This is a genomic window from Haladaptatus sp. SPP-AMP-3, assembly GCF_049568665.1.
Classification (GTDB): domain Archaea; phylum Halobacteriota; class Halobacteria; order Halobacteriales; family Haladaptataceae; genus Haladaptatus; species Haladaptatus paucihalophilus.
Window position 1 is genome coordinate 267,758 of sequence record NZ_CP145898.1, and the last position, 22,837, is coordinate 290,594.

The following is a 22,837-nucleotide window of genomic DNA, read 5'->3' on the forward strand; positions in this document are numbered from 1 at the left end:
CGTATAGATTCGGTTATCAAATAATCGAGGGTTAAACTGACAGAAACATACAATATGCGATTCGGAAGGATAACTAGAGTGGATACAAAGGTTCAACACATTCGGTTTCCTCGATTGTAGTTATGCGAGAAGTGACGCTTCGGATACGTCACCACGGCGAGCCGGAGAGCGACATCAGCGCCGATTACCCGGCCATCACGATTCGTTCCGTCTCGTCGATGACGGGCAGCGCCGCGGAGCGAAAACGCATCATCGAGATAACCGGGCCGGAAGCGTCGATTGCGGGCTTCCTCGACGAGTTCGAGGCCGCGGAACCCGTACTGGACGTGGACGCGTTGACGCCGCTCGACGTGCCGCGAGTCCTCGTCGCCGTCACCATCGACAGCTACCAGTGGGACAGCATCTCACAGCGGTTGACCGATTTGGGCGTCCACTATCGAACCGGAGCGACGATAGCCGCCGGGTGGGAGCGCTGGACGTTGTATCTGGACGACGCGGACGACCTGAACGAAATCGTCGAGTCGCTCGAACGCGCCGGGAACGAGACCGACCTCGTTCGAAACGTCGAACTCGGGACGGTCGCCGAACAGGAGCAGTTGGAGTTCTCGCGCGTCGTCCACGAACTCACGGGACGGCAGCGAGAGGTGCTCGGTACGGCCATCGACCTCGGCTACTACCGACCGAAAAAGGAGACCAGCATCGAGGACATCGCCGATACCGTCGGCATCGCGTCCACGACGGCGTGGGAACACCTCGCTCGCGCGGAGCGGAAGGTGATGGAGGAAGTCGGCAAGCACGTCAACTCAAACGGGGTCTGACTCCGCTCGAAGCGAGAGCAAGACGCCGAGCAGGGACGCGACCGTCGCGAATCCCGCGAGGACGAGAAACAGGACTGTCGGCGAGTAGTACTGAAGCACGTAACCAGCGACGGCCGCACCGAGCGCGCCGATTCCGAACACGCCGAGATAGGTGTAGCCGTAAGAGAGCCCGCGGGCGTCGGGCGGCGTGAACTCGGCGACGGTCGCCTGATACAGCGGTTGCACCGCGAACAGCCAGAATCCGAGCGCGAAACTGACGACGAGCAGGGGGACGAGTCCGGCGTCCGCGGCGGGGACGAACACGAGCGCGATGAGCGCCAACGTACCGAAGGCGACCGCGATGGCGGCGGTGTTTTCCACGCGGTCGGTGAGTTTGCCGCCCGCGAACTGCCCGACCATCCCGACGGTGAGGAGTCCGGCGTAGAGGTAGCGCGCCGGTTCGAGCGATTTTCCGGCAACGTCGATGGGCGCGAAGAGCGAAAGTCCGGAGAGGAGGTCGGGGAGGAAGGTCAACACGCCGCGGTAGTACAGTCCGGAGAGCATGACGACGCCGAAGACGGCGACGAACCAGCCCGAAAAGAGCGCCCGGGAGGCGGAAAGGAGGTCCGAAATCGAGGCGAGACCGCCGTCGGTGCGGGCGGTTCGCTCCGCGCTCGAATCCCGCACACCCGTTTCCGTCTCGACCGCCGCCGTCTCGTCGATGGACGTTCGAAACGCGACCACGGCGGCGACGAGGGCGGGAACCGCGAGGACGGCGACGACGGTCCGCCAGCCGAACGCGAGCAGGAGGAGCGTCGTCGCCAACGGGCCGAAGGCGATGCCGACGTTTCCGGCGATGCCGTGGTACGCGAAGGCGCTCCCCTGGTCGTCGGTCTCGATGCCGGTGCTCAGCAACGAGAGACCGGACGGGTGATAGACGCTCGCCGCCGTCCCCCACAGCAGGAGCGCGACCGTGACGACGGGGAGCGACGGTGCGAACGAGAGGAGGAGAAACGACCCACCCATGCCGAGCAGACAGGCGACGATGAGTCGGCGGGAGCCGTAGCTATCGGAGAGGACGCCGCCGGGCAACGCGCCGATGCCGAACAGCGCGTAGCCGAGCGAAAGGACGACCCCGAGCGTGGCCTTCGACGCGCCGAACTCGACGAGCCAGACCGGGATGAGGATGGGAAGGGAGAGTTCGTAGGTGTGAACCATCGCGTGGGCCAGCATGGTCAGCCCGAGGATGGTTCGGTCGTTTCGCTTCACTGGAGACACCCTAGCCGGTCCCGATTATAAACGGTCGCCCGAATCGAGCCGGATTTCACAGAAACGACCGTGATAATCGACAGAACAAAGAGACGAGAGCGGGAGGATTCGAATAGCATGACAGGCCTCGACGACGGTGCGGGAGAGACGACGAGCGAAGCGCTGGTTTCCGTCCTCGAATCGCTGGGCGTGGAGTACGTGTTCGGCTATCCGGGCGGGCGCGTCATCGAATTGCTCGACGACCTCCCCGATTCGAGCGTGGACGTGGTTCGCCCGCGCGACGAACGCGAGGGAAGCGTGATGGCCGAGATGTACGGCCGCCTCCACGGGAAACCCGCCGTGTTGGCCGGACAGGGACCGTGGATAGGGAGTCTCGGCGTCATCGGACAGATGGAGGCCCGGCTCGCCTCCTCGCCGATGGTGGTCCTGACCGAAGCGAGCGAGCGAGGCGACTACTCGACGCTCGCGCCCTATCAGCAGTCACGCGGCGACTACGGCGGGCTCTCGCTCCCGAAAATTCTGGACGGCGTGACCAAAGAACACTGGTCCCCGCGCACGCCGACCGAAACCCTTCGAAGCGTCCAACTCGCGTTCAAGCACTCGACGGCGGGCCGGTCGGGACCGACGGCCGTCATCCTCGACGGCAACGCCATCACGGCGGACGTCCCCGAGAACCCGATACCGCCGGTCTGGGACAGCGAGGAGCAGGTTCGAAACTGGGAGTCCAAGCCGACCGACCGCGACGTGAGCGCGGCGGTCGAGGCCCTCGAATCCGCGGAGCGCCCCGTCATCGTCGCCGGGAACGGCGTGCACTCGGCGGGAGCCTACGACGAACTCCGGGACGTTGCGGACGCGTACGATGCAATCGTGGCGACCTCCTATCTCGGCAAATCGACGATTCCCGAAACGCACGACCTCGCGGCGGGCGTCATCGGCTCGTTCGGCCACGAAGGCGCGAATCGAGTCGTCAGCGAGGCCGACACCCTGCTCGTCGTCGGCTGCCGGATGAACCCGATGGACACCAACTGGCAGGCACCCTCGTTCATCCGCCCGGACGAACAGACCATCATCCACGCCGACATCGACACGCGAAACGCGGGCTGGGTGTACCCCGCCGACGTGGGACTCATCGGCGACGCGAAGGAGAGCCTTCGGGCGCTATCGGACGCCGGAAGCGCCGACAACGACTGGGCGCGCGACCGGGCGGAAACCGCGCGGGAGTCGTTCTTCGCCGAGAAATGCGAGAGCGACGCCTCGCCCATCAAACCCCAGCGCGCCGTGAAGGAAATCGAAGCGACGGTGGACGAGGACACCATCGTCACGGCCGACTCGGGCAACAACCGGTTCTGGCTGTTGAACTACCTCCAGACGCCCGCCGTTCGGACGTACTTCGGGTCCGGCGGCGTCGGCGGGATGGGGTGGTCCGCGCCCGCAGCGGTCAGCGCCGCCATCACCACCGATAAGGACGTCATCGGCGTCGCGGGCGACGGCGGCTTCACCATGACCATGACCAGCGTCGAAATCGCCGTCGAGAACGGCGTCGCGCCGACCTTCGTCGTGTTGAACGACACCAGTCTCGGCATGGTTCGCCAGATGCAGGAGGAGGACGGCGACATCGCGGGCGTCGAATTCCACGATACGAATTTCGTCACGGTCGCCGAGGGCTTCGGCGCGGACGGGACGCGGGCGGTGACCCCCGAAGAACTCGCGGACGCGCTTCGAACGGGGAAGGAAAGCGACGTTCCGTTCGTCATCGACGCGCGAATCGACCGCGAGGAAGACATGGCCGAACAGTTGGAGTCGTCGTTCTACGCCGAAACGGGCGGACTACACGAGTAAAATCAGTCGGCATTTTTCCGGGCGATTTCGTCCCGCTTTCGGACGAACTCGGCGGGGTCGGTTTCACCCTTCGCGGCGAGTTCCCTCGCGGACTGGAGTTGCGAATCGACGACCGTCTTCTGCTGGCGCGACCACTCTTCGTCGTCGTGGGTGCGAACGTACTCGGCCCATTGTTTGATGAACGTTCGTCGTTCTTCCGCGTCACGCGCTTTGGAGTTCGTCATAGTATCGTTCCACTTCGAGTTCGTTGACGTGACGTTCGAGTTCGTCCGTATTAAGTTGCTCCCCGAATGTCACGTACAGGTGCAGGGCGTCCTCGAAGTCCTTACCAGTGACGCTGTCAGCACCCTGTGCGAGTTGTAATTTGTACGCGATCTGCAACTCGATTGGGCTGACGTTGAGGGTGCTCTGACCGAAGTCGGCGACAAGCGGGGTTCGGAGGACGGTTCGTTCGAGAGAAGAGCCCGCAAACCACACTTCGAAGTTGGGAATCATCGTTCCCTCCTCGGCGACGCGAATTCGGTCGCCGTCGCTCAGCATCTCGTACATGCTATCGAGCGGCATCGCCATTCCCCAGTAGCCACGGTCTTTCAATGTCGACACCAGATCTTCGGTCTTCGACTCGGAAAGGGGTTCGAGGATGATGTCAATGTCCTCGGTCGAACGGGAGCGTCCGGTGAGGATGGCGAGGTAGCCACTGACGATAACGTATGATACGTTTACGTCTTCGAGGACACCGGCGAATTCGATTATCTCCTCATCGAGTTCTGTGAGTTGCTTCGAGATAACGAGCCGGTCCTCGCGTAGGTTCATCACGCAGAAATTCCGCGTCATCACGTAAGAATGTACGCCAGTTTTCGAATCGCGGTCAGAAACGAAGCGCAAGGTGACACGAGTACCCCGATTCGCACCGCGTCACGAAAAAACAGGAAGGAAACCTTTTCTTGCCAGACGGAGAGTAAAAAACCATGGCGCAAAGCGAGACGGTGCTCGTTACAGGCGGGACAGGCTTCATCGGGTCGTACACGGCGAAGGAACTGCTTGACCACGGCCACGACGTGGTCGCGTACGACCTTTCGACGGACACGCGTATCTTGGAGAAACTCGACATCGACGACGACGTGGAGATTCGACGCGGCGACATCACCGACTCGACGGACGTGTTCCGCGCGGTGCGCGAGACGGGTGCGACGCGAATCGTTCACCTCGCGGCGCTGCTCACGACGACGGCGCGCGAGAACCCGCGCCTCGCCATCGACGTGAACGTTCGCGGCACGAACACCATCTTCGAGGCGGCGCGCACGTTCTCCGACCAAGTGGAGCGCGTGGCGTGGGCGTCCAGCGCCGCCGTGTTCGCGCCGCCCGCGAACTACGACGACAACTGGGTGACCGAGGACGACCTCGTGTACCCCGATACGCTCTACGGTGCGAGCAAGGAGTTCAACGAACATCAAGCGAGGGTGTACTTCGAGGACCACGACCTCTCGCACGTCGCGCTCCGACCGACCGTCGCCTACGGTCCGTACCGCGAAACGGGTGGGTCCGCGTTCCTCGCAAATATCATCGAAAAGCCCGCGCTCGGCGAACCGTTCAGCGTCGAGTACGGCGACCAAGTCATCGACTGGCAGCACGTCGAAGACATCGCACAGGCGTTCCACCGCGCGGCGTTCACGCCGGACGAGGACCTGAACCAGCGCGTCTACAACGTGCGGGGCACCGTGGCGACGATTCGTGAGGCCGCCGAGACGGTCGAGGAAATCGTGCCCGACGCCGACTTGGAGGTGTCCGACGAGGGCGAACTCCCGTGGACCCAAAAGCTCGACATGACCGCGATTCAGGAGGACTTGGGCTACGAACCGCGCTACGACCTGGAGAGCGGGTTCCGGTCGTACATCAACGTGCTCCGGGAGGAGAACGGGTTGGAGACGGTCTGAGAGGACAATCGGGCGATGGAACCGCTTTTTGCGACCGCTTCCAAGTACTTTCCAATGCTCGGCGTCGAGATGGGATGGCGACGACTGCTGTTCGCCAACTGGCCGGTCGAACCGAAAACCGTGGAGCGAGGGCTTCCCGAAGGATTGGAGGTGGACACGTACGACGGCAAAGCGTGGCTCAGCGTCGTTCCCTTCACGAACGTCGCGGTTCGTCCGCGGGGGCTTCCCGCCGCCGTCGGCGTGTCCTTGCCCGAACTCAACCTCCGAACCTACGTCACCGTTCCGGGGGGGGGGGGACCGACCCGCCGTCTTCTTCTACAGCCTCGACGCGGACGGTCTGCTGTCCGTGCTCGGTGCCCGTCTCGCCTTCGGACTGCCGTACTACAACGCGACCATCGAGATGGCGGAACGGGACGGGACGGTTCGCTTCCGAAGTCGTCGCGCCCATCCCGGCGACCAACCGCTGCGGTTCGACGCGCGCTACGAACCGACCGGGGAGAGACTCGACGCGGACCCCGACTCGCTGGCGACGTTCCTCACCGAGCGGTATCGGTTCTACGTCGGCGGGCGGGACGGGAAAATAGGGTACGCAAACGTGGACCACGACGTGTGGTCACTCCGCCCGGCGACGGTCGAGTTCGGCGTGAACGAGATTTTCCGGGCGAACAACTTCGCCCGCCTGGACGGGGACCCCGTCTGTTACTACAGCCCCGGCGTTGACATCGTGTCGTCCAGTCGGAAGTGGCTCTGAGTCCGAAAGCATTCGGACGTCACTGCGTTTGGCTGTACTTCTCGACCCACTCTTGGAGCGTGATGCCCATCGCGGACTGGGTGATGGCGTTCGAACTCGCCGAGTTCGCGCTCTTGACCAACTCGGCTTCCAGCGTGCGCGTCGGAATCTCGCCGAGGAAGTGCGGAATCGCGCGCTGGACCGAAATCGGACAGCCGACCTCGTGGGCCAGCGCGTACCCCGACAGGGAGTGGGGAATCTCCTCCGTGGCGTAGGTCGGATCGGGGTCAAGCAGTTGGTCCTCGTCCGCGAAATCCACGTACTCGTAGCACTTGCCGACGTCGTGGAGCAGACACGCCGCGATGATGACGTCCTCGTCCGGATCGGCCCCGTGGAACTCGCGCTGTTCCTCCGCAGAGCGCACGGCGATGCGCGTCACGCCGCGGACGTGCTCCACGTTCGTCTTCTCGTGGATGTTCCACGCGTAGGGAATGTCCTCGATGTCCCTCCACCCGCCGCGTTCGAGGCCGAGCACCCACGCCTCGATGACCTTCTCGCGCAATTCGTCGTCCTCGATGGACTGGAGTTCCGGATAGGCGTTTTCCACTTGTGTCCGGTAGTCGGGAGTGTCGTCGCTCATGGAGAATTGGTTTGATTCGTGAGAACGTAATGGTTCGTGAACGAGAGTCGTACCGCGAGCGGGTGAGTCGCTCAACCGCGGTTTCGGTTGTGAACGGGTTTACTTCGAAGTCCGAAATCACTCGAATCGCCACGAACCCGGCTCCGAAAAAGGCGATTGTCGCCGTCAGTTCAGCGAGAGGTTGATGGTCTTCGTCTGGGTGTAGTGTTCGACCGCTTCGAACGCCGTCTCGCGTCCGATTCCGGACTGTTTGTAGCCGCCGAACGGCTGTCCGGCGGGGAAGTCGTTGTACTGGTTGACCCAAACGTTGCCCGCTTCGATGTCCTTCGCGGTTTCGTAGGCCTTCGTCACGTCGTTCGTGATGACGCCCGCCGCGAGACCGTACTCCACGTCGTTCGCCCGCTCTATCATCTCGTCGTAGTCCGTCCACTCGAACACTTCCTGAACGGGACCGAAGATTTCCTCCTGCACCGCTTTATTGTCGTGGTCGATGTCGTCGATGAGCGTCGGGGCAACGAAACAACCGTTCTCCAACGCCTCGTCGTCCGGTGCCTCGCCGCCGGTAACAAACGTGGCACCGGAGTCGCGGGCGGTCTCGATGTACTCCATTGTTCGGTCGACCTGCTCCTGTGTCACCTTCGGACCGAGGTCGGTGCTGTCGAGGAGCGGGTCGCCGACGGTGAGGTCTTCCGCGGCCGCGGCCAACTTCTCCACGAACTCGTCTTTGATGTCGCTGTGGAGGAACAAGCGCGACCCCGCACAGCAACACTCGCCCGTGTTGAAGAAGATGGAGATGATCGTGGTCTGAACCGCCCTGTCCAAATCGGCATCGGGGAAGACAACGAGCGGACTCTTGCCGCCGAGTTCGAGCGTCAGGTCGGCGACGTTGTCCGCCGCGTTCTTCATCACGGATTTGCCGACTTCCGTCGACCCGGTGAACGCGAGTTTCCGCACGTCGGAGTGCTGGGTGAGCGGTTCACCGGCCTCCCGACCGTACCCGGTGACGACGTTGACGACGCCCTCCGGAAGCACGTCGTCTATCTCCTCCATCAGTTTGAGGACGGTCAACGGCGTCTGTTCGGCCGGTTTCAGGACGACGGCGTTTCCGGCGGAGAGGGCCGGACCCAGTTTCCACGCCGCCATCAGAAGCGGGAAATTCCACGGGATAATCTGCCCGACGACGCCGTAGGGTTCACGGATGGTCTGCACGTGTCGGCTGTCGTCCGTCGGGACGGTCGTTCCCTCGTTCGTCCGCGCCGCTCCGGCGAAGTACCGGAAGTGGTCGGCGACGAGTCCCATGTCGATTCGCGCCTCGGTAATCGGCTTGCCGTTGTCGAGCGATTCGAGCGTGGCGAACTCCTCTTTTTTCGCCTCCACCCTGTCGGCGATGGTTTCGAGGACTTCCTGTCGGTCCGCGGTGGAGTAGTCCGACCACGTTTCGTCGTAAGCCTCCCACGCGGCCTCGACTGCGCGGTCGATATCGTCCGCATTTCCGGCTTGTACGTCGGCCAGTACCTCGCCCGTCGTCGGGTCCCTCGTCCGAAACGTCTCGCCGGAGGCGCTTTCGACCCACTCCCCGCCGATGTACAGCTTCAGTTCGCTCGGGACGACTTCGGCGGCGGCGGTTTCGTGGCGTTGTTGAATCTCGGTTTTGCGTTCACTGGCTGATTTTGTCGACATCCCGCGTTAAGAACCGTGACGATTCCCAATAAGTGTATGTATCGAATTCCGACATATGTAACTGAATACGGTTTCCTTTTCGGCCGAACTCGATTATTTGGGACCTGTTTCAGTTACGTCGCCGTCTCGTTTCGAGAGTGCTGAGATTCCCGTGTGGCGCGCGCCGGGACGGGCGGGAGGGCACACCACCCGGCGGCTTTCGAGGCCACCAGAGAGACGAGAAGGACATCGAAAGCTAATTCTATTCGTTCCGATCGTTATTAGAATTTTTAAATAGAAAACCAATGTGATTGCAACACTCCCAAAATAAATTCCGATTCGCCTCATCGTTTCGTATCGAAATCCATCTAAGTACCAACGACAAGATGCCGATAATGGCTAGCCGTCGTGACATCGCTCTCTATCTCTCGCTCGCCGCCGTGTGGGGGACCGCGTTCCCCGCGACGAAGGCGGCGCTCGACGGGTTTCAACCGGTCGCCCTCGCCGCCGTCCGCTTCAGTTTGGCCGCGTTCGTCCTCTTCGCCGTCGCCGCCGCGACCGGGCGCTCGCTCCGACCGCGTGGACGGGGTGACTGGACGCCCATCCTCGTCGGCGGCGTGTTCAACATCGGCCTGCATCACGCGCTCCTCTTCGCCGGGCAGGTGTACGTCACGAGCGCAGTCGCATCGACCCTCCTCGGCCTCGTCCCGGTTCTCACACCCGTCGTCACCTCGGCGTTTCGCCCGGAGGAGTCCATCTCCGCGCGGGGTGCCGTCGGCGTCCTCCTCGGATTCGTCGGCGTCGTCCTCATCGCAAACCCGAGCGCGGGGGGTTTCCTCAGCGACGTGGGCGTCTGGTTCGTCCTCGGGGCCGCCGTCGCGTGGGTCGTCGGGGCCGTCTTCACCGACGAGGACGACGCCGGACTCTCCGGGCTTTCCCTCCAAGCGTGGATGCTCGCCGTCGGCGCGCTGGCGCTCGACGCCGCGGCGCTCGTCGTTCCGGGACAAGGCTTCGCCGCCGCCGCGCCGACGACGAGTTCGTTCGTCTGGGTGCTCTACCTCGCCGTCGTTCCCGGCGCGCTGGGATTCCTCGTCTACTTCCGCCTGCTCCACCGCCTCGGCCCGATAGAGATGGGACTCATCGAGTACGTCATCCCGCCCTTCGCCGCCGTCTTCGGTTGGCTCGTCCTCGGGGAGGGTCTCACCCCGACGACCGGCGGCGGCTTCCTCGCCATCCTCTGTGGCTTCCTCCTCGTGAAGTGGCCGCGAGTCGTCGGTGGGATTCGGGGTTACGTCGATGGACGTGGCGGTGAGAACGTCGAGTCGTCGAACGCCGACTGACTGGGGCGTTTCGGAGCAGGTCAAAAAAGGAACGTAGAACGAGTGTGAGGCGTTATCTACGTGAATCTATGCACACGGTGTGGGACAGGCGTCGAGAGCGTAATGCTGCGGGCAGTCGGTACCGTCCGAGTAACAACGACATTCACCGTTTCGCTGATTACAGACGACATAGGCACGCTTTGCATAACAATCGGGCGGATCGCCGTCAATAATCCGACACCTAGTGTCCGTGCAGTACGAACTGTCCGAACAACTACTCGCCTGCACGTCCCCGTCGGTCGTCAGCGGGAATTTCGTCCTGTCGAGTGAGGGGTCGATGGCGAACTCCTCATCGGACGCTTTGGATTCGACCAGCGCGTACTCCTTCTCGGCCTGCGGTTGGATGTGAAGGGTGAGGTCGTACTCGTCGGTCGTCTTCGAGAACATGAGATGGGCCGTCCGAACGTCCTCCCGATTCGTGTACTCCGTGACGGACCATCCGTCGGTGGCCCACGAGGCTTCGACCCGCGTGCTGTCGAGTTTCGTGTCCAAATCGAACACCTCGGGCGACGGTCGTGCGATGATGTCGTGTGCGGCCAGCTCCGCGAGGACGTCGTGTCCGCGGGAGGCGAGCGCACTCCGAAGTGCTCCCTCATTCAGATACTGCTTTTCGAGTTCCCGGTCGCGCTCCGGTTCCTCTGCCATGACGCCACTACTACCGAGGGCGACAGCGCCGATCGCCGACGCACCAGCTTTTTTGAGAATGCTCCTCCGTTTGAATTTTTCCTCGGACATGCACCTAGTTTCCATTTCCATGAGTAATTAAATCTTATTCTAGAAATTATTATAGTAAAATAATTCTAGATAGATGTTACATGGAGCGAACACAAAACGAGGAAAACGAACAGCGTCGAACGCAGTTACTGTGACTCAGTACTCTATCTGTGTGATTTCCTCGACGGGCCACTGGCTGAGAATCTCGACGCCGTTCTCGCGGACCACGACCATCTCCTCGACGCGGACGCCCTGTCGGTCCGCCGGTTCCATCGTCTCGACGGCCATGGTCATGCCCTCCTCGATTTCGATGGGGTGGTCCGGCGAGATGCCGCGCCAGATGAGCGGCACTTCGTACAGTTGGAGGCCGAGGCCGTGCGCCCAGTGGTTAGTCGTCATCTGCCAGTGGTCGGTGGCGTCGTACCAGTCGGCGTGTTCGCCCTCCATGTCGGGGAAGCCCATGCAAATCTCGTCCGTCGTCGCGCCGGGTTCGATGCGCTCCAGCACGTCGTAGAGGTTGTCGCGGGCGGTTTCGTAGGCGTCCTGTTGGGCTTTGGTGGGTTCGCCCATGCTGAAGGTCCGGTAGTAACAGGACCGATAGCCCATGAAGCCGATGTTGTAGAAGTCGGCGTACACGATGTCGCCGGGACGGATGATGCGGTCCGTGGTGTTCGCCTGGTGTTTCGGCCACGTGTTCGGTCCGGAGGTGACGTAGCCGCCCTGTACCATCGCGCCGAGCCCCCAGAGTTCGCGGGTGGCCTCGCCCCACACTTCCGACTCGCGGATGCCCGGCTTTGCGGTCTCCGTGATGCGCTGGAAGCCCGCCTCACAGAGCGCGGCGACCATCCGCAGACACTCGATTTCGTCGCGCGTCTTCACCTTGCGGGCGTCCTCCATTACCTTCGCGCACTCGTCGGTGCGGACGTCCACGCCGCGGTCCTCGAACTTCGAGATGAGGGGAGCGTTGCCGATGTCGATTCCCATCGGTTCCTTCGCCACGCCGTACTCCTCCATCGCCTCGTAGACGAGTCCGGCCATCTTGTCCTTCAACCAGTCGCGGGCGGAGTCGCGCCCGGACGCCCGCGGGACGTTTCCGAGGCCGGGGCAGGCGTAGCGGATGTCGGAAATCCACGGGCAGTTGAACTGCTGGTTGCTCGCGTGGTCGGCCGTGTCCCAGTGGACGATATCGCCGTCCTCGGTGAGCAGGGTGTAGTGGTCCGCGCCGGACCCGCCCGTCATGGCGAGCCCCGTCACGTAGCGGACGTTCGGGTCGTTGATGAGGAGCATGCTCCCCAGTCCCGCTTCGCGCATTCGAGTGAGGGCGCGCTCCTTGCGTTCCTCGCGCATGCGCTGCATGTCGATTCGTTCCTCCCAATCGACGCTCATCGTTCCGCGCGTCCCTTCCATGAAATCGCGTTGATAGAACCCCATGCGAAACCGTACACGGAGCGGCGTTATGTAATTTCCCGAATCGTCCGTGATAGATTGTCGCCTACACGTTCAAGATGGTTCGCTCCTTCGGCATGGGCAATGAACACACACGACACGCCGATTCGAGTGGACCACGTCGGCATCGCCGTCGAATCCATCGAGGACGCCGAACCGATTTTGCTCGCCCTCGGCTGCGAGCGACTTTCGGTCGAAACGGTCGAGGAGCGGTTTCGGTGGGCGTACTATCGGTTGGGCGACGCCTCCCGACTCGAACTCATCGAACCGATAGCCGACGACACCTTCCTCACGGATTTTCTCGACCGGCACGGGCCGGGATTACATCACGTCACGCTCGAAGTCGCCAACATCGATTCCGTCATCGAATCGCTCCGCGAACACGGGATTCGCGTCATCGACCGGACCGAGTTCGACACGTGGACCGAGGCGTTCGTCTCGCCGCGAAACCCGACCGGTGCGCTCTTTCAATTGATGGAGTACCACGACGACTATCACGAAAACCGGCGTCCGCCGCGGGAGTTGTTCGTCAACGGGCGTCGGGTCGGTGAGGGAGTTCGGGAGTGAGTTCGACGGAAGTTCCCTACACGCTGATTCCGAGGTGTCTGTCCATCAGTTCCTCGTTCGCTTCCAACTCCTCGGGGGTCCCGTCGAAGACGATTCGCCCTTGGTCGAGGAGATACACCCTGTCGGCGAGCGAGAGCGCGACAGCCACGTTCTGCTCCACGAGGAGGACCGTAATTCCCTCCTCGTTCAGGTCGCGGATGAGCGCCTCCACGCGTTCGACGATGAGGGGGGCGAGTCCTTCGGTCGGTTCGTCCAGCATGAGCAAATCCGCGCCACAGACCAGCGCCCGGGCGATGGAGAGCATCTGCTGTTCGCCGCCGGAGAGGTCGGTACCGCGGCTGTTTTTGCGTTCTTTGAGGTTTTCGAACGCGCTCGCGGTGAGGACCTCCTCGACGGATTTTCGCCGCGCGCTGTCGTTCCCGCCGAGCGCGCCGACGGAGAGGTTTTCACGGACCGTGAGGCCGGGAAACACTCGTCGCTCTTCGGGGACGAGCGCGATACCGTGCTTGACGGATTCGACGGGAGAACAGCCGGTGATGTCCTCGCCGTCGAACCGTATCGTTCCCGACCTCGGCGTCAATGCCCCCGTAATCGAGCGAAGCGTGGTCGTCTTTCCGACGCCGTTTCGACCGATGAGGGCGACGACTTCGCCCTCCGGAACGTCGAGCGAGACGCCCGAGAGCACTTCCGTTTCGCCGTACCCCGCGCGCAGGTTGTCGATGGAGAGCATCAGGTCCGAACACCCCCGAGGTACGCGGCCTGCACCTCGTCGTTCGCCGCCACCTGCTCCGGCGTTCCGGTCGCCAGTTCGCGGCCGCGATTGAGCACCGTGATTCGGTCGGAGACGTTCATCACGAGGTCGATGTCGTGTTCGATGAGCAACACCGTCCGGTCGGCGAGTACGCCGTCGATGAGTTCCATCGTCGCCCGCGTCTCCTCCACGCTCATCCCGGCGGTCGGTTCGTCCAGCAGGACGACCCGGGGGTCAGTGGCGAGGACCAGGCCGATTTCGAGTCGTCGTCGGTCGCCGTAGGCCAGCGCGGAGGCGCGTTCGTCCGCTCGTTCCGTCAGTCCGATTTGCGAGAGGACCTCCTCGACGCGCTCCTCGACCGCCGGGAAGTCGTCCGTCGGGTGGAACAGTCGTTGTCGCGGGGAGAACCGCTGCCCGGACTGTGCGGCCAGTCGGACGTTCTCACGAACGCTGAGACCGCTGAAAACTGTCGTTATCTGGAACGACCGCCCGATACCCTGACGAACCCGTTCGTGCGACGGGAGTCGAGAGACGTCCTCGCCCGCGAACGTGATGGTCCCCGAGGTGGGAAAGAGTGCGCCGGAGATCAGGTTGAACAGCGTCGTCTTTCCCGCTCCGTTCGGGCCGATAACGCTCCGAAACTCGCCCGCTTCGACGGCGAGGTTCACGTCGTCGGTGGCGACGAGGTTCCCGAACTGCCGCGTCAGGTCCGCGGTTTCGAGGAGCGCCATCAGTTGCTCACCTCCGAGTCGGGTTCCGCGACCGGTTCGGGACCGCCGCCGGTCTCGTCGTTGGTGTGGCGGGAAAGCATCGCCGGTACCGAGACGAGGCCCTCCGGGACGTAGATGACGAAGAGCACGAACACGACGCCGAGGATTCCCTGCCACTGTTCGGTGAACGACTGCAGGAGTTCCTGCAGGCCGAAGAAGACGCCCGCACCTATCATCGGTCCGTACAGGGTCCCCATTCCGCCGAGGATGGTCATCACGATGACCTCGCCGGAGTTTATCCACGCGAAGACTGACGGCGAGACGCCGCCGGTGTGAATCGCCGACAGACCGCCTGCGAGCCCCGCCAACCCGCCGCTGACGACGAACGCGCGACGCTTGTAGGCGGTCACGTCGTAGCCGATGAACGAGGCGCGCTCCTCGCTCTCGCGGATGCCCTGTAGCACGCTCCCGAACGGCGCGTTCATCATCCGTCTGGCGAGGAGGTACGACCCGACGACCGCGGCGAGGACGAAGTAGTAGTACAGTTCGATGTCGCCGAGGAGGGAGACGTCGCCGACCTCCGGCCCGCTCGTGAGTCCGTACACCGGGTCGAATCCGAACAGCCCTTCGCTGCCGCCCGTGAAGCCGACCTTCTGGACGAGTTGGAAGAACAGTTCCGCGAAGCCGAGGGTGATCATCGAGAAGTACACGCCGGAGACGCGAATCGAGAGATGGCCGACGGCCCACGCGACGAGGGCCGCGACGACCATCCCGACGCCCAAGGCGACGAAGACGGACGGTATCCCGTTTTCGACCGTAAGGACGGTGCTGTACGCGCCCAATCCGAAGAAGAGGACGTGACCCAGCGAGACGAGTCCGGCGTAGCCCATCACGAAGTCGAGGCTCAACGCGAACAGCGCCCAGACCAGCGTGGTCAGGAGCAGCGAGTTCACCTCGTAAGAGGTGTAGAGGACGCCGATTCCGAGCGGTGCAAGCGCGAGGAGGACGACGACGAGCGCGCCGAGACGGAAGCGCGTTTGGCCGTCCAACACGCCGCCACCGCCGCCTGTCAGCAGTTCGCCGCCGCCGTCCGAGGACTCCCACTCGGGGTTGCCGAACAATCCTTGCGGGCGAACGAGTAAGACCCCGATCATCAGCAGGAAGATGACCAAGCCTTCGAGGTTCGGCAGAAACGCGTCCAAGCCGAACGGCGGACTCCGGAGGAACGTCTCGATGAGGCCGACGCCGAACCCGCCGACCACCGCACCGCGGAAACTGCCCAATCCGCCGAGAACGACGATGACGAATGCAGGGATGATGACCGAGTTACCCATTCCCGGATTGACGCTCTGTTTCGCGCCGAGGACGATTCCGGCGAGCGCGGCGAGAAACGCCCCGAAAGCGAAGACCAACGTGTAGTAGCGGTCGATGTCGATGCCGAGGTGACGAACCATCTCGCGGTCCTGTGCACCAGCGCGAACGACGAGGCCGAACCGCGTGCGATTCAACAGGAGCCACGTTCCGACGGCCATCACGACGCCGATGGCGATGACGAAGAAGTTGTACTTCGAGTAGCTGAACCCGAGCAAATCGACGGGACCGCGGAGGAGCGGTGGCTGGGCGAACTGCTTGGCGTTGTCCCCCCAGACGAACGAGATGACGTCCTCGAAGATGAGGACCAACCCGAACGTGAGGAGGATGTGGTACAGCGGGTTTCGCCCGTAGAGCGGGCGGATGGTGCCGCGCTCGATGACCGCCGCGATGAGGGCGACGACGAGCGGCGCGACGAGCAACGCGAGCCAGAACATGCCGCCGCCGGTGCCGACGGCGACGATGGCGACCGCGAGGTACGCGCCGAGCGCGAAGAACTCCCCGTGGGCGAAGTTGATGACGTCCATCACGCCGAAGATGATGGAGAGACCGGCCGCTAACAGGACGTACACCGCGCCGATGGTCAGCCCGTTCAGGAGTTGTTCGAAGAATACCCCCGCCATATCAGAGCTGGCAGCCGGTTTGGTCACACGGCGGTATCGCGTCGTCGCCGCTCACCTTCTCGATGAGTTTCACGTCGGCCATCGGACCGCTCTCGTAGACGTTCTGTCCGACCCAGACTGGGTTTTTCGCCTGGTGGTCACAGCTCCGGAACTCGTTCTCCCCGAAGAGGGACTGCATCTTCAGTCCGCCGAGCGTGTCGGCGACGTCGTCGGGGTCGGTGCTTCCGGCCTCCTTGATTCCGTTTGCGACCATTCGGATGGAGTCATACGCGACCCGCGCGAAGTTGCCGGGTTCGCTATCGTTGGCACTCTTGTACGCTTCGACGAACTCCTGATTGTCGCCCGAGTCGATTTTGGGGACGTATCGCGTCCCGCTGTAAACTCCGTCGGCTTTCTCGCCGAGCGCCCCGCGAATGACTTGGAACGACCCCGTGGTCGTCATCACCTTCTTCTGGTCGGTGAGTCCCTGCGCGTTCGCCTGATTGAGGAATTCGATGAGGTCGCCACCCGTCGAACCAACGACGACGACGTCGGCGTCGGAGTTCTTGATCTGGCTGATGAACGAATCGAAGTTCTTCGCGCCGAGTTTGGCCCGCGTGACGCCCGCTTCCGAGAAGTCGGCGCTCGACCCCTTCATCCGCGAGCGCCACTCGCTGAGGACGGATTTTCCGTACGCGTAATCCGCGATGTGGAACCAGACGTTGCTCCCGAGGTTGTTGAGCGTCCATTCGGAACACGCCTCGGCGATTTGGGCCGTGTTCGTCTCACAGCGGAACACGTACTTGTTACAGTTCGCACCCGTGATGGGGATGGCCGCCGCTCCGGGGGAGTAGACCACGCTCTCCTCCGTTGCGAACTCGTTCAAGCCCAGCGCGACGGAACTCGAAATCGCGCCCATGACGAACGATGCACCGTGCTGTTCGACCAATTTCCGCGCCTCTTGCTGCCCTGTCTCCGCGTCCGCCTGCGTGTCGCCGTACTGCGCGTCGATGGTGAAATCGTACTCGTCGCTGTCGTTTATCGTCTTCACCGCGAGTTTCGCACCCTTCCTCTGTTCCTTCGCGAGTCCCGCGTACGGTCCGGTCATCGGGTTGAGAACCCCGTACTTTACCGTATCGCTCCCGCCCCCTCCGCCGCCGATGTCGCTGAGACAGCCAGCAACCCCGGCGATACCTCCCGCCCCAACCGCACCCAGAACGGCGCGCCGAGTCGTCTTGAAACCGTCCGCCTGTCCCGTATTACTGTCAGCCATGGCAACAAGGAGCAAATGGTGCATAATAAATGATTGTGTATTCGTAAGTGAACGTTTTTAGTGCACCCAACAGCGACGGAAGATTTACACAAAGGTGAAAAACACGCCGGAGGCGTCGAGTTTAGCGTTCACAGACGTCTCCGTTTCCAATCCTCGTCGTCGGCCGGGGCCGAAGGAGAGACCGACCGAAGAGAGGACGCCAAACAGCGGAAACGATGGTGTTGAATTTCCGGGCGAAAGTCCCCCGAGCCGACATGCTTCGCGCCTTTTATCACAGCACGGACTGTGCCCTCGAACGAAATGTACAAGCACGTTGCCTTGTTGGTGCGCAAGGACGACATGAGCCACGAGGAGTTCGTGGAGTACTGGCAGAACAACCACACGGAGATCGCCCGTGACATCGAAGGCGTCGTCAAATACGGCACCGTCCTCCCGGTGACACCCGACGCCGCGGAGTTCGACGGCCTCGCCGAACTGTACTTCGATGATTTGGACGCGCTCCACGACGCCCTCGGCGGCGAGGGCAGCCGCGACTACGACCCCGACAAGGGCAAGGCCAAGGAAGCCCACGAGGACGTGAACAACTTCCTCGCACTCGAAGAGCGGCCCCGATTCATCGGCGAAGTCGTCACCCAGAAGGACGAAGTTGACGGCAAAACCGACGGCCTGTACAAACACTCCGCCTTCCTCGTTCGCAAGGACGGCATGAGCCACGAGGAGTTCGTGGACCACTGGCAGAACAACCACACGCCCATCGCCCGCGAAATCGAGGGCGTCGTCAAATACGACACCGTGCTCCCGACCGACCCCGAGAACGCCGAGTTCGACGGCATCGCAGAACTCTACTTCGATGATTTGGACGCGCTCCACGACGCCCTCGGCAGCGAGGGCAGCCGCGACTACGACCCCGACAAGGGCAAGGCCAAGGAAGCCCGCGAGGACGTGAACAACTTCCTCGCGCTCGAAAAGCGACCGCGCTTCATCGGCGAGGAAACGGTACAGAAAGACGAGACGCGAGACTGAGCGCGAAACCCGGTCGGACGTGTTTGGAAAACCCACCCACCGGAGACGGTCCGACGACACCACGTATTTTTGTCAGTCGCGCGCGTTTCGAGAGCCATGCGCGTGAGTGCGGTCCTATCGGTCGTGTGCCTCGTCGTGCTCGCCGGATGCGTCGGGGGCGGGTTCGGAACCGACGACGGGAACCAATCGACCACCGGAACCACCAAGGTAGAGGAAACCGCCACCGCGGCGTTCGTCACGAACGGCGACCGAACGACGGTCGAACTCGAAGTCGCGAACTCCTACGACGAGCGCGAGCGCGGACTGATGTACCGGAAGTCGCTCCCGAAGAACCACGGGATGATATTCGTCTTCGAGAACCCGTCGGTGCAGTCGTTCTGGATGAAAAATACCCTCATCCCGCTCGATATGATATTCGTCGCGCCAGATGGGACGGTCCTCAACGTCGCTCACGCGGACACGCAGCCGAACGCGAGCGACAGCGAACTACGGACCTATCGAAGCGACGGGGACGCGAAGTACGTCGTCGAGATGCGACAAGGGTTCGCGGAGCGAGTCGGCATCGAACCGGGAACGAAACTCGCGTTCGACGGGGAGCGGCCGACGACCGAGGAAAGCTGACTTTTCGTTCTGCAACGACGATTGTGATTCAGCATCGTTACCACAGAGCACGGTGAACGGACTGCCGGGGGAACTGCGAATGGAGATACGACCAGCGAGCGAGGAGGACTTCGAATCGGTCCGGAGCGTCGCACGGCGTTCGTGGAGGGAGGCCTACGAGAATTTCGTCGATGACGAGTCCATCGACGGGACGGTATCGTCCTGGTACTCGGACGAGTCGCTCGCGGCGGCCGTCGAGAAACCCGGAACCGTGTTTCTCGTGGCAACGGGAGCGGACGGACTCGTCGGGTTCTGTCACGCGGTCTGTTACGAGGACGAAGGAGACTTGCTCCGACTGTACGTCGACCCGGACCATTGGGGGGACGGCATCGGAACCGCACTCTACGAGCGATTACGGGGCGATTTCCGGGACATCAACATGAATCGAATCCGGGCGATGGTGCTCTCTCAAAACGATATGGGGATCGAGTTTTACCAGCGGCTCGGATTCGAGAAAACGGACGAAGCGACCGTCGAAATCGGTCCCGGAACGTACGAGGAATCGGTGTACACGGTTGCGCTCTAATCGGAGTGAAGAACACAAAGCATTTATCGTATCCACGTCAATTCTTGCTCACCTCGGGTAGGGGTACACGAGGTTTTCTTTATCGCTACGCCGACAGTTACCGCTCTCCCGACCAGTCGTCCTCGAACAACTGGTAGGCGCTGGCGAGGTTGAAGAGGAGTTGGCGCTCCGACGCCCCGGCGTCGAGCGCGCGTGCGGTGGCGTGAACCACTTGCGAGTACTGTATCGTCTCCTCGTCCACCGTCGAGTGGTCGTCACCGAACTCGCCCCCCGAAAACGACGCTCGGACCGCCGCCCGCTGCTGTCGTTCGACGAGTTCGAACAACCGCCAGTAGTCCACACCGGCGCGCCGCGCGTCCACCATCGCCGCGACCACTCGGCGTTCGAACCGTCGTTCCGGCGATTCGGTCGCTTCCTCGTCCAATCCGAGCGCGGCCAGTATCTCGTCCGCCTCCTCGTCACCCATGTCCGAAGTCTGTGAACTCTAGCGCTTTACTATTACGGATAGGTAGGTCGAAAATCCGTCAGTAATCGGCGTCGAACGACAGCCGACGGAAAAACGTCCGCAGTTCCGCGTATGCGGCCTCGTACTCGTCTCGGAGCACGCAGTGTCCGGCGTCGGGAACGTGAACCAATCGTCCGTCCGTCAATTCGTCGGCGAGGTCGAGGTCGGCCGCCCGCGTCGCCGGGTCGGCATCGGCTTTCAGGACGAGCGTCGGACACTCGATATCGGGGAACGCGTCCACCAGCGGTGGATAGCCCTCGCGAGTTATCTCCGCGATTTGCGGGCGACACTCGGCGTTCGCCACCGCGAGGCGTCGGGCCAGCGCCGGTTCGCGGTCATCGTGGTCGGCCACGAGTTCTTCGAACGACCGGTTCGACCACTCGCGGACGTTTTCGCGGACCATCCGCGCCCGCTCGTCGGGTCCGGTATCGGGGGGACCGTGCACGCCAGCGGGGTCTTCGAGGACGACGGCACGCGGGAGGTCGGGATGGGTCGCGGCCGTCCACGCCGCCGTCGAACCGCCCATCGAGTGCCCCACCAGAATCGGGTCGTCGAGCGAGAGCGCCCCCACGAGTCCCACGAGGTCGGCGACTCGGTCCTCGATGCCGTACCCCGACTCCGGTGCGTCCGACCGCCCGTGCCCGCGGGCATCGTACATCACGAGTTCGTACTCGTCGGCGAGGTCCGCGGCCAACCGTTCCCAGCAGCGACCGTTGCTGTAAAAGCCGTGTGCCAGAACCACCGTCGGCCCGTCGCCGGTGCGGTAGTACCGTAACTCGACGCCATTCACGCGAACGGTGTTCGTCGTCCAGCCGTCGGGAAGGTCCATACTGAGACGGCCGTAGCGAGCGTAAAAAATACGTCGGAGGGAGAACGAGAGCGAGGTCGTCGGACGGCGGAATCGGGGGAATAGAGCGAGGTAACGGTGATCGAATGACGTCAGTCCAGGTCCTGAAACGCGCCGACGAAATCGTCGTGGCTCTGTAAGTCCTCGCGCGAGTCGTCGGTGACCTCGCGGAGGCGTTCGACGTCCCGCTTGAGTTCCAGATACCGCTCGTTGTCGCGCAAATCCGCTTCGTCCTTTTCGGTTTCGAGGACGGCGAGCTTCGAGGCGAGCGAGAAATATTCCTGCATCTGGGAGTCGTATTCGACCCGCGACAACATCCCACCGACGGTCGTATAGAGGTCGTCTTTCGAAACCGGTTTGACGAGGTAATCGTCGAATCCCATGTCGATGATGTCGAAATCGGGCTTGACGGCCGTCACCATCACGACGCGGGAGTGGAGGTCGCTGCTTTGAAGCTCCGCGAGCACTTCGTCCCCGGAGAGGCCGGGCATCCGACGGTCGAGGAGAACGACATCGACCTCATCGTCGAGCATGTCCAGCGCTTCACGGCCCTCGTATGCGCGTCGGACGTCGTAGGAGTCCTCTAACCACGTCGCATACAAGTCCGTAACGTCTGCCTCGTCATCGACGACGAGAATCGTTGGTTCGTCAACAGCCATAATTGGTTCCAGGGGTCCCGTTTATCCATCGACCGCGGTTTGTTACTGAACCATTCGCTAAAGCATCTTTATATCTTGTGGTTACGAAATCCGTGAATGGCGAAAGACGGGCCCATACTCGGTTCTTCTATCAGTTCGGCAGTACCGAAATAAATAACACAGATGACATCCAATGGGGAACTGGTATGTCGAAAACCAGTGGTCGTTTTTGCCGGACACTCCGGCAGTAACACAACCCCTCAAGAACGATTCGAGCGACTTATCGAACTGCCACCCAGTGCAAAACTCGTCTACCGGGTTCTCACGGAGGATGCGCCGATGACCCAGCAGCAGGTGCGCACCGATGCCTTGTTACCGGCCCGCACGACGCGAGACGCATTGATGAAACTGAAAGACGAAAATCTCGTCGAGGAACGACTCTACCTTCCCGACGCGCGAAAGCGGCTCTACGCGCCACTCGAAGTCGAACGCCCGGACGGCGGGACGGAGTAGCCGACTCCGCGTTTCATTCGACGGGTCGGTTTCTATCGCATGTGCGGTATATCGCAAGGAATCACGAGACCGCCGACCCATTCATACATGTCCGTCACGTTTCTTCGACGGAGAGTATGACGAGAGACAAGCACGGTCGGTGGCGTCCGCGACGGCCACGAATCGACCCGGCGGACTCTCGACGAGGGATAACGGAGCGCGAGATGGTCGACCAGTTACGCGCCGAAATAGAGTCGCTCCGTCGACGCCTCGCGGAAGCCGAGGAGCAGGTCGAAGCCCTCGAAGCCGAGCGCGAGCGACGGGAACGCGTCGTCAGGGCGTGTTCGATGTGCGGTCGTGTCTGCACGCGTCCCGGACCCGGCGCGCGCTGTCCGTACTGTAAGAACGGTCAGTTGGAACGGATATGAAGGAAGTCGGTGGAATCGGAGACGCGGTGACCAGAAG

At 62.5% G+C, this 22,837-nt stretch carries 24 protein-coding genes and 1 pseudogene; 11 read left to right on the top strand and 14 right to left on the bottom strand.

Annotated elements, in window-relative coordinates:
* Window positions 1–122: 122 nt before the first annotated feature.
* On the top strand, window positions 123–818 hold the full coding sequence (locus tag V5735_RS17985) for a helix-turn-helix domain-containing protein (protein ID WP_423746139.1): 696 nt from the start codon (window positions 123–125) through the stop codon (window positions 816–818).
* Here the strand turns inward: V5735_RS17985 and V5735_RS17990 are convergent.
* Window positions 804–2,066: an MFS transporter gene (locus tag V5735_RS17990; protein WP_423746140.1), complete on the bottom strand. Its 1,263-nt coding sequence runs from the start codon at window positions 2,064–2,066 to the stop codon at window positions 804–806. The two genes, V5735_RS17985 and V5735_RS17990, sit on opposite strands and share 15 nt — an antisense overlap.
* A gap of 117 nt (window positions 2,067–2,183) precedes the next feature.
* Here V5735_RS17990 and V5735_RS17995 point away from each other — a divergent pair, with 117 nt between their 5' ends.
* A complete protein-coding gene (locus tag V5735_RS17995; RefSeq protein WP_423746141.1) occupies window positions 2,184–3,905 on the top strand; it encodes a thiamine pyrophosphate-binding protein in 1,722 nt (573 codons plus the stop codon).
* Between the two features lie 2 nt (window positions 3,906–3,907).
* Here V5735_RS17995 and V5735_RS18000 read toward each other — a convergent pair whose 3' ends face one another.
* Together V5735_RS18000 and V5735_RS18005 are read right to left on the bottom strand one after the other, a co-directional pair.
* Complete coding sequence (locus V5735_RS18000; RefSeq protein ID WP_423746142.1) at window positions 3,908–4,129, bottom strand: hypothetical protein; 222 nt, start codon at window positions 4,127–4,129, stop codon at window positions 3,908–3,910.
* Window positions 4,107–4,718 carry a hypothetical protein gene (locus V5735_RS18005; protein ID WP_423746143.1) on the bottom strand — a complete coding sequence of 204 codons (612 nt, stop codon included), beginning with the start codon at window positions 4,716–4,718 and terminating at the stop codon, window positions 4,107–4,109. Before V5735_RS18005 ends, V5735_RS18000 begins: the two co-directional genes overlap by 23 nt.
* A 155-nt stretch (window positions 4,719–4,873) precedes the next feature.
* On the opposite strand from V5735_RS18005, the gene V5735_RS18010 reads away from it, so the two are divergent.
* Together V5735_RS18010 and V5735_RS18015 are read left to right on the top strand one after the other, a co-directional pair.
* A complete protein-coding gene (locus tag V5735_RS18010; RefSeq protein ID WP_423746144.1) occupies window positions 4,874–5,839 on the top strand; it encodes an NAD-dependent epimerase/dehydratase family protein in 966 nt (321 codons plus the stop codon).
* Window positions 5,840–5,893: 54 nt separating this feature from the next.
* A pseudogene (locus V5735_RS18015) lies at window positions 5,894–6,590 on the top strand (YqjF family protein).
* A gap of 19 nt (window positions 6,591–6,609) precedes the next feature.
* Here V5735_RS18015 and V5735_RS18020 read toward each other — a convergent pair.
* Together V5735_RS18020 and V5735_RS18025 are read right to left on the bottom strand one after the other, a co-directional pair.
* A complete protein-coding gene (locus tag V5735_RS18020; RefSeq protein ID WP_423746145.1) occupies window positions 6,610–7,209 on the bottom strand; it encodes an HD domain-containing protein in 600 nt (199 codons plus the stop codon).
* A gap of 165 nt (window positions 7,210–7,374) precedes the next feature.
* The gene (locus tag V5735_RS18025; RefSeq protein WP_423746146.1) at window positions 7,375–8,889 is read right to left on the bottom strand and encodes an aldehyde dehydrogenase family protein; all 1,515 of its coding nucleotides are present in this window, start codon (window positions 8,887–8,889) and stop codon (window positions 7,375–7,377) included.
* A 374-nt stretch (window positions 8,890–9,263) separates the two neighbouring features.
* Here V5735_RS18025 and V5735_RS18030 point away from each other — a divergent pair, with 374 nt between their 5' ends.
* A complete protein-coding gene (locus tag V5735_RS18030; protein ID WP_423746147.1) occupies window positions 9,264–10,208 on the top strand; it encodes a DMT family transporter in 945 nt (314 codons plus the stop codon).
* A gap of 66 nt (window positions 10,209–10,274) precedes the next feature.
* Here V5735_RS18030 and V5735_RS18035 read toward each other — a convergent pair whose 3' ends face one another.
* Together V5735_RS18035 and V5735_RS18040 are read right to left on the bottom strand one after the other, a co-directional pair.
* On the bottom strand, window positions 10,275–10,982 hold the full coding sequence (locus V5735_RS18035; protein ID WP_423746148.1) for a hypothetical protein: 708 nt from the start codon (window positions 10,980–10,982) through the stop codon (window positions 10,275–10,277).
* Window positions 10,983–11,117: 135 nt separating this feature from the next.
* Complete coding sequence (locus tag V5735_RS18040; protein ID WP_423746149.1) at window positions 11,118–12,392, bottom strand: M24 family metallopeptidase; 1,275 nt, start codon at window positions 12,390–12,392, stop codon at window positions 11,118–11,120.
* 99 nt (window positions 12,393–12,491) lie between these two features.
* Here V5735_RS18040 and V5735_RS18045 point away from each other — a divergent pair, with 99 nt between their 5' ends.
* A complete protein-coding gene (locus tag V5735_RS18045; RefSeq protein WP_423746150.1) occupies window positions 12,492–12,974 on the top strand; it encodes a VOC family protein in 483 nt (160 codons plus the stop codon).
* Between the two features lie 16 nt (window positions 12,975–12,990).
* Here the strand turns inward: V5735_RS18045 and V5735_RS18050 are convergent, their stop codons facing one another.
* Genes V5735_RS18050 through V5735_RS18065 form a run of 4 tightly spaced genes read right to left on the bottom strand, consistent with a single transcriptional unit; the run spans window position 12,991 to window position 17,681 of the window.
* The gene (locus tag V5735_RS18050) at window positions 12,991–13,704 is read right to left on the bottom strand and encodes an ABC transporter ATP-binding protein (protein WP_423746151.1); all 714 of its coding nucleotides are present in this window, start codon (window positions 13,702–13,704) and stop codon (window positions 12,991–12,993) included.
* Entirely contained in the window at window positions 13,704–14,456 is a 753-nt protein-coding gene (locus V5735_RS18055; RefSeq protein ID WP_423746152.1) for an ABC transporter ATP-binding protein, read from the bottom strand. The genes V5735_RS18050 and V5735_RS18055 overlap by 1 nt, the downstream gene beginning before the upstream one ends.
* Window positions 14,456–16,429, bottom strand: a complete 1,974-nt coding sequence (locus tag V5735_RS18060; RefSeq protein ID WP_423746153.1) for an ABC transporter permease — start codon at window positions 16,427–16,429, stop codon at window positions 14,456–14,458. The genes V5735_RS18055 and V5735_RS18060 overlap by 1 nt, the downstream gene beginning before the upstream one ends.
* 1 nt (window position 16,430) lies before the next feature.
* Entirely contained in the window at window positions 16,431–17,681 is a 1,251-nt protein-coding gene (locus V5735_RS18065) for an ABC transporter substrate-binding protein (protein WP_423746154.1), read from the bottom strand.
* Window positions 17,682–17,981: 300 nt separating this feature from the next.
* Between V5735_RS18065 and V5735_RS18070 the strand changes: the two genes are divergently transcribed.
* The 3 genes from V5735_RS18070 (at window position 17,982) to V5735_RS18080 (ending at window position 19,890) form a co-directional block, all read left to right on the top strand.
* Window positions 17,982–18,704, top strand: a complete 723-nt coding sequence (locus tag V5735_RS18070; RefSeq protein WP_423746393.1) for an EthD domain-containing protein — start codon at window positions 17,982–17,984, stop codon at window positions 18,702–18,704.
* Between the two features lie 96 nt (window positions 18,705–18,800).
* Complete coding sequence (locus V5735_RS18075; protein ID WP_423746155.1) at window positions 18,801–19,325, top strand: DUF192 domain-containing protein; 525 nt, start codon at window positions 18,801–18,803, stop codon at window positions 19,323–19,325.
* 79 nt (window positions 19,326–19,404) lie between these two features.
* Window positions 19,405–19,890, top strand: a complete 486-nt coding sequence (locus tag V5735_RS18080) for an N-acetyltransferase family protein (protein WP_423746156.1) — start codon at window positions 19,405–19,407, stop codon at window positions 19,888–19,890.
* 97 nt (window positions 19,891–19,987) lie between these two features.
* On the opposite strand, the gene V5735_RS18085 is transcribed toward V5735_RS18080, so the two are convergent.
* The 3 genes from V5735_RS18085 to V5735_RS18095 form a co-directional block, all read right to left on the bottom strand.
* A complete protein-coding gene (locus V5735_RS18085; RefSeq protein ID WP_423746157.1) occupies window positions 19,988–20,356 on the bottom strand; it encodes a hypothetical protein in 369 nt (122 codons plus the stop codon).
* A 58-nt stretch (window positions 20,357–20,414) separates the two neighbouring features.
* Window positions 20,415–21,224 (bottom strand): alpha/beta fold hydrolase, encoded by an 810-nt coding sequence (locus tag V5735_RS18090; protein WP_423746158.1) that lies wholly within the window; start codon window positions 21,222–21,224, stop codon window positions 20,415–20,417.
* 110 nt (window positions 21,225–21,334) lie between these two features.
* Complete coding sequence (locus V5735_RS18095) at window positions 21,335–21,901, bottom strand: HalX domain-containing protein (RefSeq protein WP_423746159.1); 567 nt, start codon at window positions 21,899–21,901, stop codon at window positions 21,335–21,337.
* A 198-nt stretch (window positions 21,902–22,099) separates the two neighbouring features.
* Here V5735_RS18095 and V5735_RS18100 point away from each other — a divergent pair, with 198 nt between their 5' ends.
* Together V5735_RS18100 and V5735_RS18105 are read left to right on the top strand one after the other, a co-directional pair.
* The gene (locus tag V5735_RS18100) at window positions 22,100–22,393 is read left to right on the top strand and encodes a hypothetical protein (protein WP_423746160.1); all 294 of its coding nucleotides are present in this window, start codon (window positions 22,100–22,102) and stop codon (window positions 22,391–22,393) included.
* 116 nt (window positions 22,394–22,509) lie between these two features.
* Window positions 22,510–22,800, top strand: coding sequence for a hypothetical protein (locus V5735_RS18105; RefSeq protein ID WP_423746161.1), 291 nt, complete (start codon window positions 22,510–22,512; stop codon window positions 22,798–22,800).
* Window positions 22,801–22,837: the final 37 nt, after the last annotated feature.

Coding starts and splice junctions, on each gene's coding strand:
- V5735_RS18080 (WP_423746156.1), top strand. CDS start 19,405: ATGGAGATACGACCAGCGAGCGAGGAGGACTTCGAATCGGTCCGGAGC.
- V5735_RS17985 (WP_423746139.1), top strand. CDS start 123: ATGCGAGAAGTGACGCTTCGGATACGTCACCACGGCGAGCCGGAGAGC.
- V5735_RS18005 (WP_423746143.1), bottom strand. CDS start 4,718: ATGAACCTACGCGAGGACCGGCTCGTTATCTCGAAGCAACTCACAGAA.
- V5735_RS18095 (WP_423746159.1), bottom strand. CDS start 21,901: ATGGCTGTTGACGAACCAACGATTCTCGTCGTCGATGACGAGGCAGAC.
- V5735_RS18065 (WP_423746154.1), bottom strand. CDS start 17,681: ATGGCTGACAGTAATACGGGACAGGCGGACGGTTTCAAGACGACTCGG.
- V5735_RS18050 (WP_423746151.1), bottom strand. CDS start 13,704: ATGCTCTCCATCGACAACCTGCGCGCGGGGTACGGCGAAACGGAAGTG.
- V5735_RS18040 (WP_423746149.1), bottom strand. CDS start 12,392: ATGGGGTTCTATCAACGCGATTTCATGGAAGGGACGCGCGGAACGATG.
- V5735_RS18055 (WP_423746152.1), bottom strand. CDS start 14,456: ATGGCGCTCCTCGAAACCGCGGACCTGACGCGGCAGTTCGGGAACCTC.
- V5735_RS18035 (WP_423746148.1), bottom strand. CDS start 10,982: ATGTCCGAGGAAAAATTCAAACGGAGGAGCATTCTCAAAAAAGCTGGT.
- V5735_RS18030 (WP_423746147.1), top strand. CDS start 9,264: ATGGCTAGCCGTCGTGACATCGCTCTCTATCTCTCGCTCGCCGCCGTG.
- V5735_RS18025 (WP_423746146.1), bottom strand. CDS start 8,889: ATGTCGACAAAATCAGCCAGTGAACGCAAAACCGAGATTCAACAACGC.
- V5735_RS18070 (WP_423746393.1), top strand. CDS start 17,982: ATGTACAAGCACGTTGCCTTGTTGGTGCGCAAGGACGACATGAGCCAC.
- V5735_RS17995 (WP_423746141.1), top strand. CDS start 2,184: ATGACAGGCCTCGACGACGGTGCGGGAGAGACGACGAGCGAAGCGCTG.
- V5735_RS18085 (WP_423746157.1), bottom strand. CDS start 20,356: ATGGGTGACGAGGAGGCGGACGAGATACTGGCCGCGCTCGGATTGGAC.
- V5735_RS18075 (WP_423746155.1), top strand. CDS start 18,801: ATGCGCGTGAGTGCGGTCCTATCGGTCGTGTGCCTCGTCGTGCTCGCC.
- V5735_RS18045 (WP_423746150.1), top strand. CDS start 12,492: ATGAACACACACGACACGCCGATTCGAGTGGACCACGTCGGCATCGCC.
- V5735_RS18090 (WP_423746158.1), bottom strand. CDS start 21,224: ATGGACCTTCCCGACGGCTGGACGACGAACACCGTTCGCGTGAATGGC.
- V5735_RS18000 (WP_423746142.1), bottom strand. CDS start 4,129: ATGACGAACTCCAAAGCGCGTGACGCGGAAGAACGACGAACGTTCATC.
- V5735_RS18105 (WP_423746161.1), top strand. CDS start 22,510: ATGACGAGAGACAAGCACGGTCGGTGGCGTCCGCGACGGCCACGAATC.
- V5735_RS18020 (WP_423746145.1), bottom strand. CDS start 7,209: ATGAGCGACGACACTCCCGACTACCGGACACAAGTGGAAAACGCCTAT.
- V5735_RS18010 (WP_423746144.1), top strand. CDS start 4,874: ATGGCGCAAAGCGAGACGGTGCTCGTTACAGGCGGGACAGGCTTCATC.
- V5735_RS18060 (WP_423746153.1), bottom strand. CDS start 16,429: ATGGCGGGGGTATTCTTCGAACAACTCCTGAACGGGCTGACCATCGGC.